Origin of the sequence: Aureimonas sp. N4 (assembly GCF_001463925.1) — a bacterium.
Taxonomy (GTDB): Bacteria; Pseudomonadota; Alphaproteobacteria; order Rhizobiales; family Rhizobiaceae; genus Aureimonas; species Aureimonas ureilytica_A.
Map to the genome: position 1 here is coordinate 36,330 of NZ_BBWS01000009.1, position 12,168 is coordinate 48,497.

General features: G+C 65.9%; 10 protein-coding genes. 8 read left to right on the plus strand and 2 right to left on the minus strand.

Annotation, left to right across the window (positions count from 1 at the left end; translation table 11 throughout):
* The first annotated feature begins 49 nt into the window (after window positions 1-49).
* From AUL28_RS03215 to AUL28_RS03250, 8 genes are all read left to right on the plus strand, one after another.
* The gene (locus AUL28_RS03215) at window positions 50-1,096 is read left to right on the plus strand and encodes a class 1 fructose-bisphosphatase (protein ID WP_082640222.1); all 1,047 of its coding nucleotides are present in this window, start codon (window positions 50-52) and stop codon (window positions 1,094-1,096) included.
* 5 nt (window positions 1,097-1,101) lie between these two features.
* On the plus strand, window positions 1,102-1,773 hold the full coding sequence (gene rpe / locus AUL28_RS03220) for a ribulose-phosphate 3-epimerase (RefSeq protein WP_058634667.1): 672 nt from the start codon (window positions 1,102-1,104) through the stop codon (window positions 1,771-1,773).
* 380 nt (window positions 1,774-2,153) lie between these two features.
* Window positions 2,154-3,206, plus strand: coding sequence for a TerC family protein (locus AUL28_RS03225; RefSeq protein WP_244493397.1), 1,053 nt, complete (start codon window positions 2,154-2,156; stop codon window positions 3,204-3,206).
* 269 nt (window positions 3,207-3,475) lie between these two features.
* Entirely contained in the window at window positions 3,476-4,591 is a 1,116-nt protein-coding gene (locus tag AUL28_RS03230; protein WP_062224132.1) for an ABC transporter substrate-binding protein, read from the plus strand.
* Window positions 4,592-4,848: 257 nt separating this feature from the next.
* A complete protein-coding gene (locus tag AUL28_RS03235; protein ID WP_374700797.1) occupies window positions 4,849-5,682 on the plus strand; it encodes an ABC transporter permease in 834 nt (277 codons plus the stop codon).
* Window positions 5,679-6,503, plus strand: a complete 825-nt coding sequence (locus AUL28_RS03240; RefSeq protein WP_062230645.1) for an ABC transporter permease — start codon at window positions 5,679-5,681, stop codon at window positions 6,501-6,503. Before AUL28_RS03235 ends, AUL28_RS03240 begins: the two co-directional genes overlap by 4 nt.
* On the plus strand, window positions 6,500-7,624 hold the full coding sequence (locus AUL28_RS03245; RefSeq protein WP_062224136.1) for an ABC transporter ATP-binding protein: 1,125 nt from the start codon (window positions 6,500-6,502) through the stop codon (window positions 7,622-7,624). The genes AUL28_RS03240 and AUL28_RS03245 overlap by 4 nt, the downstream gene beginning before the upstream one ends.
* Window positions 7,625-7,757: 133 nt before the next feature.
* Complete coding sequence (locus AUL28_RS03250; protein WP_244493401.1) at window positions 7,758-9,206, plus strand: alkaline phosphatase D family protein; 1,449 nt, start codon at window positions 7,758-7,760, stop codon at window positions 9,204-9,206.
* A gap of 140 nt (window positions 9,207-9,346) precedes the next feature.
* Here the strand turns inward: AUL28_RS03250 and AUL28_RS03255 are convergent, their stop codons facing one another.
* Together AUL28_RS03255 and AUL28_RS03260 are read right to left on the minus strand one after the other, a co-directional pair.
* Window positions 9,347-9,976 (minus strand): RBBP9/YdeN family alpha/beta hydrolase, encoded by a 630-nt coding sequence (locus AUL28_RS03255; protein WP_062230647.1) that lies wholly within the window; start codon window positions 9,974-9,976, stop codon window positions 9,347-9,349.
* A gap of 239 nt (window positions 9,977-10,215) precedes the next feature.
* Window positions 10,216-11,991, minus strand: a complete 1,776-nt coding sequence (locus tag AUL28_RS03260) for an SLC13 family permease (protein WP_062230648.1) — start codon at window positions 11,989-11,991, stop codon at window positions 10,216-10,218.
* Between the last annotated feature and the right edge of the window lie 177 nt (window positions 11,992-12,168).

A 12,168-nucleotide genomic window follows, 5' to 3' on the forward strand; every position in this document is an offset into this window, starting at 1 on the left:
CGGCTTCCTTTATCCAAACGCCATCCGACGGGTTCCCATGGGAGGATGCATGACCGCCACGCTCGAGGAGTTTTTCGCTCCCTTTGCCGCCAGGAGCCCGATCGGGCGCGACGTCGCCGCGCTGCTGACGGAGCTGGCCGGGGCGGCCGCGAGCCTCCAGACGCTGATCAGCTCGGGCGGTGCGATGGGCGGGGCCAGCGCGACCTCTCCCGAGGGCGCGGCCAATGGCGGCGGCGATGTGCAGAAGGTCTTGGACCTCGAAGCCGATCGCCTCTTCGTGGCGGCCGCTCGCGCCGCGCCGGTGGCCTTCTACGGCTCCGAGGAACAGGACGAGGCCGTGGCGATGCAGCCCGAGGGCACGCTCGCGCTGGCGATCGACCCGCTCGACGGCTCGTCCAATATCGAGACCAATGTCTCCATCGGCACGATCTTTTCCGTGCTGCCGGTCGAGGCCGAGCACCGGGCCGATCCCGCCAGCGTCTTCCGCCAGCCCGGCCGCCGTCAGCTGGCCGCCGGTTTCTTCGTCTATGGGCCGCAGCTGCTGCTGGTCGCGACGGTCGGCGAGGGGACACATGTCTTCGGCTGGTCGCCCGAGACGCGGCGCTTCACCTTCGCGCAGACGCTGCGCATTCCCGAAGACGCCAAGGAATATTCGATCAACGCCTCGAACGTTCGCCATTGGGACGCGCCGGTGCGCCTTTATGTCGATCGGTGCCTGGCCGGCAAGGACGGCCCGCGCGGGCGCGACTTCAACATGCGCTGGGTCGCCTCCATGGTGGCGGACGCCTATCGCATCTTCGTGCGCGGCGGCGTCTATCTTTATCCGGGCGACAGCCGCAAGGGCTATGCGCAGGGGCGCATCCGCCTTCTCTACGAGGCGAGCCCGGTGGCCTTCTGCGCCGAGCAGGCCGGCGGTGCGGCGACGGACGGCATCCATCCGATCCTCGACATCGTGCCCGAAGGGCTGCACCAGCGCACGCCCGTCGTCTTCGGCTCGCGCAACGAGATTCTGGAGATCGGCCGTATCATGGCGGACCCCGACAGCCTCGCCACCGAATCCCCGCTTCTCCTGCATCGCCCGACCGGCGGAATCTGAGCATCATGGCCGCAGACCTCGTTATCGCCCCGTCCATCCTTTCCTCCGACTTCTCGCGCCTAGGCGAAGAAATCGCGGCGGTCGATCGCGCCGGGGCGGACTGGATCCATCTCGACGTGATGGACGGGCACTTCGTGCCCAACATCACCTTCGGCCCACCGGTCGTGGCGGCCGTGCGGGGCGCGTCGAAGAAGTTCTTCGACGCCCATCTCATGATCGAACCGGCCGATCCCTATCTCGAAGCCTTCGCCAAGGCGGGCTGCGACGGCATCACCGTCCATGCCGAAGCAACGCGCCATCTCGACCGCTCGCTGCAGGCGATCCGCGCGCTCGGCTGCAAGGCGGGCGTCGCCATCAACCCGGCCACGCCCGAAACGGCGATCCAATACGTGCTCGACCGCGTCGATCTCGTTCTGGTGATGACGGTCAATCCCGGCTTCGGCGGGCAGAGCTTCATCCGCTCGACACTGGACAAGATCGGGCGCGTGCGCGCCATGATCGGCGACCGGCCCATTCGGCTTCAGGTGGATGGTGGCGTCGCGCCCGATACGATCGGGGAGATCGTGGCTGCCGGAGCCGATACGTTCGTGGCTGGCTCGGCCGTCTACAAGGGCGGCAACGAGGACGCCTATCGCGCCAACATGGATGCGCTGCGGAAAGCTGCCGGGCGCGGCTGACGAGACTGGGTTTCGCGACAGGAGGATTTGAAGCAGTGCCATCTGGCTTCAAGTCCTTCTCAACTCGACGTGATAATGCTGCCTGATCGAAAGGCTTTTCACAGTCGAAACACCCGGTCCCGGCGCGCTTGTACCGATTTAAACTGTGACCCCGGCCTGATCGGCCGATGATTTTCTTCGCAGGTGCGTTCGAAATCCTCGGACGCCCCGTTGCGTCTGGCTGAAAACAACACACCTATCTGCCGCGTCGCGTCGTGGGGACGGTTGCGAACGGCCGTCTCGCGGACAGGCCATCGGAAGCCCCGCACTGGGTCCGGAGATGGTCCTCGCGAGACGGAAGGAAACACGCGGACGGATCGTCCGCCGCCAAGGAGGGGTCGTTGGACCAGACATTATCGAATGCAGCCGCGGACACCGCGCTGACGGGCATTGCGCCCGACACCGTGCCGACCTGGGTCTGGCTCGCGACGCTCGGGGCGATCGCGGCCCTGTTCATCTTCGACTTCCTGACCCATGTCCGAAAGCCGCATGAGCCGACCTTCAAGGAAGCGGCTCTCTGGTCCACCTTCTACGTGGCGCTGGCCCTCCTGTTCGGCTGGGGCGTCTGGCATTTCTGGGACCGCGAGCACGGCGTCGAGTATTTCGCCGGCTTCATCACCGAGAAGTCGCTGTCGGTCGACAATCTCTTCGTGTTCGTCATCATCATGAAGAGCTTCCGCGTTCCGGCGGCCTACCAGCAGAAGGCCCTGCTAATCGGTATCGTGATCGCGCTTATCATGCGCGGCATTTTCATCGCGCTCGGCGCCGCCGCCATCGAACGCTTCTCCTGGGTGTTCTACCTCTTCGGCCTGTTCCTTCTTTGGACGGCGTGGAAGCTCGTGGTGGAAAGCCTCAAGCACACCAAGTCCACGGACGAGGACTACGAGCCCAACGGCGTGGTGAAGTGGTTCCAGCGCCATATGCCGACCACCGACGATTACCGTGGCAACGCGCTGACGGTGATCGAGAACGGCAAGCGCATGTTCACGCCGATGGCGATCGTCATCCTGGCGCTCGGCATGACGGATCTGCTCTTCGCGCTGGACTCGATCCCCGCGATCTACGGCCTGACCGACGCGCCTTATATCGTCTTCACGGCGAACGCCTTCGCGCTGCTTGGCCTGCTGCAACTCTACTTCCTGCTGGGCGGCCTGCTCGATCGTCTGGTCTATCTGGGCATCGGCCTGTCGCTGATCCTCGCCTTCATTGGCGTGAAGCTCATCATCCATGCGATGGAAGCCAACACGCTGCCTTTCCTGAACGGTGGTCAGCCGATCGAGGGACTGCCGCATATCGAGACGGGCTTCTCTCTGTCGGTGATTGTCGGCATCCTCGTCGTCACCACGGTGGCGAGCTTGCTGAAGAGCCGGTCAGACGCCCGCAAGTTGCGGTAGAAACACACCTTTCTGTGATGAATTGAGGAAGGCCGGCACCACGCCGGCCTTCTTCGTTAAAAATGAGTTGGGATAAGGAGAGGCTGCCTCTTCTTTTTGCTTGCCTGTTTTTCGATAAGCCCCTCACATACCCTCATCGCCGCGAGGTGTTGAAAGCGCGTTCAGTCGACATGCAACTGTCATGCGACCATGATAGCCGGCAGGCCGCGCACGGTTCGCACAAGCAGGGAACCGGCCGACACTGCGGCAATCGAGGGAGAGGGCCCGACATGATCCGGACATTGAACCACGGCGTTTCCATTTTGGCCGTCGCGGCTTTCGCGTTTTCCGCCGCCATTCCGGCCGCCCGCGCCCAGTCGATGGACGAACTGGTCGCCGCCGCCAAGAAAGAAGGGCAGCTCACCACGATCGCCCTGCCGCATGACTGGTGCAACTACGGCGCGATGATTTCGGGCTTCAAGGCCAAGTACGGCCTTCAGGTCAACGAACTGAACCCCGATGCCGGCTCGGCCGACGAGATCGAGGCCATCAAGGCCAACAAGGGCAATACCGGCCCCCAGGCGCCCGACGTGATCGATGTCGGCCTGTCCTTCGGCCCGCAGGCCAAGACCGACCAGCTCGTTCAGCCCTACAAGGTTGCGACCTGGAGCGAGATCCCGGACGACGCCAAGGATGCCGAGGGCTACTGGTATGGCGACTACTATGGCGTTCTCACCTTCGAGGTGAACAAGGACATCGTGAAGGACGCGCCCAAGGATTGGTCCGATCTTCTGAAGTCCGACTATTCCAACTCCATCGCGCTGGCCGGCGATCCGCGCGCCTCCTCGCAGGCGATCCAGGCGGTCTATGCCGCCGGTCTTTCGGCCAAGCCGAACGGTACCGCGACGGAAATCGCCGATGCTGGCCTCGACTTCTTCAAGAAGCTGAACGCCGAAGGCAATTTCGTCCCCGTCATCGGCAAGCCCGCCTCGCTGGCGCAGGGCACGACGCCCATCATGATCCGCTGGGACTACAACGCCCTGGCCGGCCGCGACACGCTGAACGGTAACCCGCAGGTCGAGGTCATCGTGCCCAAGACGGGCGTCGTCGCCGGCGTCTACGTTCAGGCGATCAGCGCCTTCGCGCCGCATCCGAACGCCGCCAAGCTCTGGATGGAATATATCTATTCCGACGAGGGCCAGCTCAACTACCTCAAGGGCTATTGCCACCCGATCCGCTTCAACGCGATGGCCAAGGCCGGCAAGATCCCGCAGGATCTGCTCGACAAGCTGCCCCCGGCCGCCGACTACGAGAAGGCCAAGTTCCCGACGCTGGCCGATCAGAACGCCGCCAAGGCCGAGATCACCACCAAGTGGGACGAAGTCGTCGGCGCCAAGGTCCAGTAAGACCATCTCGAAAGGCCGCTCGATCCATGGGCGGCCTTTTCGCATACCCCGCCCGTCCGGCCCCCTCGGGGCGGGCGTGCGACTGAACACGAAAGGGAACGTTACCGCCTCGCTATCTCCTCAGGATGGCGTCCCAGGCGCGAGCGTCTCGGCAGCGCTGTGAGGTGAGCTTGTCGTCAAGCGTCGGAATTCTTCAAGCGAGCGAGAGTGGGGCTGGTACGGCCGGCCCTTTGGCGGAGCGGCGAGCCAAGCTTTCCATGGCGTGGCTCGGCGTCGTGCCGTTTCTCCTGTTCGCGCTTCTGTTTCTGATCGGGCCGACGCTCTACCTCATCATCGGCGCTTTTCAGAATCCGGCCGGCGAGTTCACCTTCGCCAATCTGACCGCCCTGTTTCAGCCGCAGATTCTGGCGGCCTACTGGATCTCGATCCGCATCAGCCTGGCCTCCGCCGGGCTCGGCGCTTTGATCGGCTTCTTCGTCGCCTATGCCATCGTGCATGGCGGACTGCCCTCCTGGGTGCGCTCCAGCACGGTCACCTTTTCGGGCGTCGCGTCCAATTTCGCGGGCATCCCGCTCGCCTTCGCCTTTCTGGCGACGGTCGGCCGGCTCGGCCTCGTCACCTGGTTCCTGAACGAGGCCTTCGGCCTCAATATCTACCGGATGGGCTTCAATCTCCTGAGCTTCTGGGGACTGACGCTCACCTATCTCTACTTCCAGATTCCGCTGATGGTGCTCATCATCGCGCCGGCGCTGGATGGTTTGAAGCGCGAATGGCGCGAGGCTTCCTCGATTCTGGGCGCGACCAACTGGCAATATTGGCGCATGATCGGCCTGCCCGTGCTCTTCCCGAGCCTTCTCGGCTGCTTCCTGCTGCTCTTCGCCAACGCTTTCGGCGCCATCGCCACGGCCTATGCACTGACGGGCTCCTCGCTCAACATCGTGCCGATCCTGCTCTACGCGCAGATCCGGGGCGACGTGCTCTACAATCCCAATCTCGGCTATGCGCTGGCCTTCGGCATGATCGTCATCACCGGCTGCTCCAACCTCCTTTACATCTGGCTGCGCTCGCGCGCGGAACGGTGGCTCAAGTGAAACCGCATCGCGTCAGTGCCACGATCGTCGTTTGTCTGGCGGCGCTTTATTTCCTGCTGCCACTCTGGGCGACCTTCCAGTTCTCGCTCTCCATGCTGCGCGGCACCTGGAGCTTTCAAGCCTACAAGGTCGTCTTCGCCGACCAGCGCTTTCAGGAGACGTTCCTGTTCTCGGCCGTGGCGGCGCTCGCCACGATCGTGCTGGGGGCGCTCCTCGTCGTGCCAACCGCCTATTGGGTTCGCCTGAAACTGCCGCGCTTTCGCCCCGTGGTGGAGTTCATCACGCTCCTGCCGCTGGTGATCCCGCCGATCGTGCTCGTGTTCGGCTATCTCCGGCTCTACAATTCCTCCTCCTGGCTGCCCTTTACCGATACGGTGGCCGGTACCAACGTGCTGCTCGTCTTCGGCTATACGGTTCTGGCGCTGCCCTACATGTATCGCGCGGTGGACACGGGACTTCAGGCCATCGACATCCGCACGCTGACGGAGGCGGCCGAAAGTCTGGGCGCCAAGCGCGGGGCCATTCTCTGGAACGTCATCCTGCCCAATGTCCGCCCCGCCGTCCTGTCGGGCGCGTTCCTGACCTTCGCCATCGTGATCGGCGAGTTCGTTCTGGCGAGCCTTCTCAACCGGCCGGCCTTCGGCCCCTATCTCCAGAATGTCGGCGCCAACCGCGCCTATGAGCCGGCGGCGCTCGCCGTGATTTCCTTCGCCGTCACCTGGGCCTGCATGGTCCTGTTGCAGATGGCCGGCGGCCGGGCGCCGGGCAAGCCACGCATGCGCCTTTTCTCCTTTCCCTCTCGCAAGCGAGCGTCCGCATGAGTTTTCTGACGATCGAAGGCGTTCGCAAGAGCTTCAACGGCACGCCGGTCCTGCGCGAGTTCGACCTGTCGGTGGAGCGCGGCGAGTTCGTGTCCTTCCTCGGGCCGTCCGGCTGCGGCAAGACCACCATGTTGCGCATCGTCGCCGGCTTCGAGACCCCGAGCGCGGGCAGGGTGCTGATCGCCGGCGAGGATGTCACCCTGACCCCGCCCAACGCGCGGCGCATCGGCATGGTGTTTCAGGCCTATGCGCTGTTTCCCAACATGACGGTGGGGGACAATGTCGGTTTCGGCTTGAAGATCGCCGGCATGGGCAAGGCGGAGATCGGCGCGCGGGTGGACGAGATGCTGCGCCTCATCAAGCTGCCGCATCTGAAAGACCGCTATCCCTACCAGCTGTCGGGCGGCCAGCAGCAGCGCGTTGCGCTCGCCCGCGCCATCGCGCCCAAGCCGCGCGTGCTTCTGCTCGACGAACCGCTCTCGGCGCTCGACGCCAAGATCCGCGTGTCGCTACGCGAGGAAATCCGCGAGCTTCAGCGCGAGCTTGGCATCACCACGATCTTCGTCACGCATGATCAGGAAGAAGCCCTGTCCATGTCGGATCGGATCGTGGTCATGAGCGAGGGGCGGATGGAGCAGGTCGGCACGCCCTTCGAAATCTACAACCGCCCACGCACCCGCTTCGTTGCCTCCTTCGTCGGCACGCTCGGCCTCTTGGAGGGCGAGGCCGCGCAGGGCGACCGCGTGATCGTCGCCGGGCAGGAAATCCAGGCCGAAACGCCGGGGGCCGCGCCCGGCAGCCGCGTCACGCTGGCGCTGCGGCCAGAGGCCCTGTCGCTTCAGCCCAATCTCGACCGGCGCAACCGGCTGAACGGCGAAATCGTGGATGTCGCGTTTCTCGGCTCGGTCGTGCGCATCCGCGCGCGCTTCGGCGAGAACGAGCTGTTGATCGACACGTTCAACGACCCCGCCGCGCCGCCGCCGCCGCGCGGCGACAAGGTGAGCGTCTATTTCTCGCCCGATGACGTGCAGTGCCTCGATGCGGCGACCGGCGCGAGCCATCGCCCGCTGCCTGGCATGGCCGGCGTTTCCAGCGCGCCGGCGCTGGCCGAGGTGCGCTGAGCGGCGAGCCGATCTACGCCGCGATCACAGACTTGAGAGGCCCTTGTAAGCCTTCGGTGTCGCCCGACATGATAAACTGGCCACTGGATTGGCCCCATGGGCCGGTCGGGCGCTAAGAGGTTTCACATTGAACGTGTATGACGGAACGGCCGAACTCGCGGCGGGGCCTCTCCTTTTCGCGCGCGGGGCGGACGAGGCCGTCTGTCGTGCGGCCGTGGTTTGCGTCACGCGGTCGGGCGATCCGGCTCCCACCATTGTGGTGCCGGACGGCAAGGCCACCGCGCCGCTGCGCCTCGCCGCGCTGTTCGAGCATGACGTCTGGCGCGCCGACCTCTCGCTGCCCGCCCGTGCGGGCGCGTCCTATGAGGTGAACGGTCGGCTCCATCCCGTCGTAACGCGGTTCGAAGGCGATACCACGCTCGCTTTCGTGTCCTGCAACGGGCAGGAGAATGGCGACGAGGCGCGCTCGCACGAGGATCGCGACGTGATGTGGCGTCGGCTCTGGAGCGAGCACCAGCGCCGGCCCTTCGCCCTGCTGCTGCATGGCGGCGACCAGCTCTATGCCGACGAGGCTTCGAGCGCGCATCCCGAGGTCGCGCGTTGGGCCGAGCTTGCCCTCGACGAAAGACCATCCGTGGTCTGGACGGACGAGATGGAAGAGGCCGTACGTTTCTACTTCTTCCGCCGCTATCTCGACCTTCTGCGCCAGCCCGCCGCCGCCTCGCTCTTTGCCCACGTCCCCTCGCTGATGATCTGGGACGATCACGACATTTTCGACGGCTGGGGCAGCCATCCGCCCATGCTGCAGGAAAGCCCCGTCGCGCTCGGGCTGTTCAAGGCCGCGCGCGAGATGTTTCTTCTGTTCCAGCTAGGCGCAAGCGAAGCGCATCTGCCCGGCACCTGCCCGGATCGCTCCGGGCGGAGCTTCACGCAGGCCGCGCATTTCCCCGGCCTGTCGGTGATCCTGCCCGATCTGCGCTCCGAGCGCCGGCCCGATCGCGTGATGGGCGAGGCCGGCTGGGCCGCCTTCGACGCGGCGCTGGCGCGAGCGCCTGCCGGCGCGCGGCGGGTCATCGTCTCCAGCGTGCCGGCGCTCGGGCCGCGTCTCAGCCTCGTGGAGGCGCTGCTCGATTTCTATCCCGGCCAGCAGCAATACGAGGATGATCTGCGCGACCAGTGGCAGAGCCGGGCGCACCGGGCGGAATGGCGGCGCTTTCTCGCTGCGCTGGAAGGCGAGGCCGTCTGCCGCCGCTCGCCGGTGACGATCGTGTCGGGCGAAATCCATCTGGCAACGCGCGGCACGATGGAGTGCCGGGAGGGCGTCCTGATCCATCAACTCGTCGCGTCCGGCATCACCCATCCCAAACCGCCCCGCGCGCTGGGCCTTGGCCTCGGCCTTCTCTCGCGTCTGGGCGAGTCGCCGCTCAAGGGCCGCAAGATTCGCCTGCGCCCGCTTCCGGGGCAGAACGCAGTCTACACCGCCGATCGCAACTATCTCGTGCTGACGCGTGAAGAAGGGCGCTGGCACACCGCGTGGGAGCTGGAAGAGCGGGGGCGAACGCCCGCGCTGGCTTTGGATTAGAAGCATCTCGGCAATGGGTGCGGCTTCTGCCGGCTGGGGCGGCGAGCGTAGCGCTGCCGCCGACGCAACCATGGCGCTGGCTGGAGCCTCAGCCGGTCATCAGTCCGGCTGAGTGGGGCTGCTCGGGCGCTCCCCAGCCCCTAGCGCTGGCCTGCCGTGTTGACGCCGAAGGAATAGATCGGCGCATGGGCGACGGCTGAAAGATGGGGCGCTGCCGCCGCGGGGCCGTTGCGCTCCCAGCCATTGGCGAGGTCGCGCGCCAAGGTCTCGCCCTCGCTCCAGCGCCCGAAGCCGCTCGCCCGGTTGATATGGCCGGCGTCGCCCAGATCGATGAAGCCCGAGCCCCAGGCCTGCGCGAAGGAGCGGGCCGTCGGCAGGCTCATATAGGGATCGTTGCGCGAAGCCACGACCACGGAGGGAAAGGGCAGGGCCTCGCGCGGAATGGGCGCGAAGGACAGGAAGCGCGGGTCGCTGCGCGCCATGCGCGCGGAATCGGCCGGGGCGACGAGCAGCGCGCCCGCCACATGCTCGGCCGAAGGGCGCGAGGCCAGATGCGCCACCAGAATGGCGCCCAGACTATGGGCAACGAGAACGGCGCCCGGCGCGGCGGCGAGATGGGCTTCCAGCGTGTGAAGCCATTCGCTGAGGATCGGGTTCTCCCAATCCTCCTGCTCGACCAGAAGGGCGTCCGGGTCGTTTTCGGTGAGATGGCGCTGCCAATGTCCGTTTTCCGAGCCGCGCCAGCCGGGAATGACGAGAATGCGAGCCATGGGTTCGGTTCTCCCTCTGGGGCGCGCGACGATCGCGCCGGTTTCGTAAGAGACTCTTTCGGGAGCCCGTCGGGCTTTCGAAACAGCGTGTGAGGGACAATCTACCGGCGAGGTCGATCATTTCGAAACAAACCCATGCTGAAATCCGCCGGGGAGGCGAATGACAGTTCCCCGAAATTCGCCTCCCGCAGCATCAGCCCGGGATGACGCGCAGCATCAGCCTGGGATGATGCGCAGTATCAGCCCGGCATGACCGGCCAGACGAAGGCGATCAGCGGCACGCCGACGAAGAGCACGATGAGCGACAGAGGCAGGCCGAGCCGCCAGTAATCGCCGAAGCGATAGCCGCCGGGCGCCATGACGATCGTGTTGCACTGGTGGCCGATGGGGGTGAGGAAGTCGCAGGCCGCGCCCAGCGCCACCGCCATCAGGAATGGGTCGGGGTTGAGCCCAAGCCGCACCGCGAGACTTCCCGCGATGGGGCCGAGCATTAGCACGGTCGCGGCATTGTTGAGAAAGGGCGTCACGCCCATGGCGAGCAGCGTCACCATGAAAAGTGAGGTGAGCGGCGAGAGTCCGTGCAGCGCGGTGGAGAGCCAGCCGGCGATGAGATCGGTGCCGCCCGTGGTCTGGATCGCCTCCGACAGCGGAATCAGCGCGGCCAGGAGCACGATGACCGAGGCTTCCACCGTCTGATAGGCCTCGTGCATGCTCATGACGCGCAGAAGAAGCAGCACGACGGCCGCGCCGAAAAAGGCCGCGACGGCGCTGACGAGACCGGTCGCCGTCAGGATCATGGCGGCCGCCAGCACGCCCAGCGGAATAAAGGAGCGCCGGTTGCGCCCGAGCACGATCGAGCGCTCGGCCAGCGGCAGGATCTTGAGGCTGCCGAGCGCTTCGGGCACGGTCTCGCTCGTGCCCTTGAGCACGAGCACGTCCCCTTCGCGCAGGCGCACGGACGAAAGATGCTGGCGGATTTCGGTGCCGGCGCGGCTGACGGCGAGAATGGTGACGCCATGCGCGGCTTCCAGCGAGAGCTTGCCGATGCGCGAGCCGACGATGGGCGATTGCGGCGTGACGACGCCTTCCACCACGCTTTCGCTTTCGATGTCGCCCGCTTGCGTGGTCGGCTCGCCGACGAGGACGAGGCCTGCGCGCGCCACGGCCCGCTCGATTCCCTCGGGCTCGCCGACCAGAAGCAGATCGTCGTCCTCGCGCAGGAGAAGGGCCGGCGCTGGCTCCAGGCGGCGGAAGCGCTCGCGGATCACGGTGCGCACGGCGATGTCGCCATCGGCGGCCGCTTCCAGATCGGCCACGGTGCGGCCCGCAAAGCCGGAGCCCTCCGGCACGCGCGCTTCGGCGGTGTAGGCGTCGAGCGCGAAACTCTCGCCGACCGCGCCGCCCGGCTTGCGCTTGGGGATGAGGTTGGAGGCAAAGCACAGGAACAGGAAGCCGACCGCCACCACGCCGAGACCGACCGGCGCGTAGTCGAACATGGAGAAGGGCTGGCCCGTCATGTCCTGCCGGATCTTGGACACGATGATGTTGGGCGAGGTGCCGACCAGCGTCACGAGACCGCCGATCAGCGACCCGAAGGCCATGGGCATGAGAAGCTGGGAGATCGACGTGCCGCTCTTGCGCGCGACCTGCGAGGCGACAGGCATGAACATGGCGAGCGCGCCGACATTCTTGGTGAACATGGCCAGCAGCGTGACCGCGCCGACCAGCACCATGACCTGCCGCTGCGGCGTCTTCATGAAGGGCATGAACGGTCGCATGATGTCTTCCACCACACCCGAGCGCGCAATGGCCGCGCTCACCAGAAGCGCCGCCACGACGATCACCACCACATCGTCCGCGAAGCCGGAAAAGGCCGCCTTGACCGGCACGATGCCCGTTGCGACGCCCGCCAGAAGGCCGGCGAGCGCGATCAGGTCGTAGGGCAGGCGCCCCCAGACGAACCCGGCCACGGTCAGGCCGACCAGTCCGAACGCGAGGGCTTGATCAAGGGTCATGGAGGGCTCGTGACGAAAAGGCCTCCGGCGCGAGCCGGAGGCTGAACGAAAGGGAGGCTTGCGCGTTGTTCCGGCCAATGCGCGAGCGACGGCCCGCGCCCTGGGGGACGCATGGTGATGAAGAATGGCGCCGGAAGCGCATCCGACAATGAGTCGGCGCGCAAAGACAACGGCGGA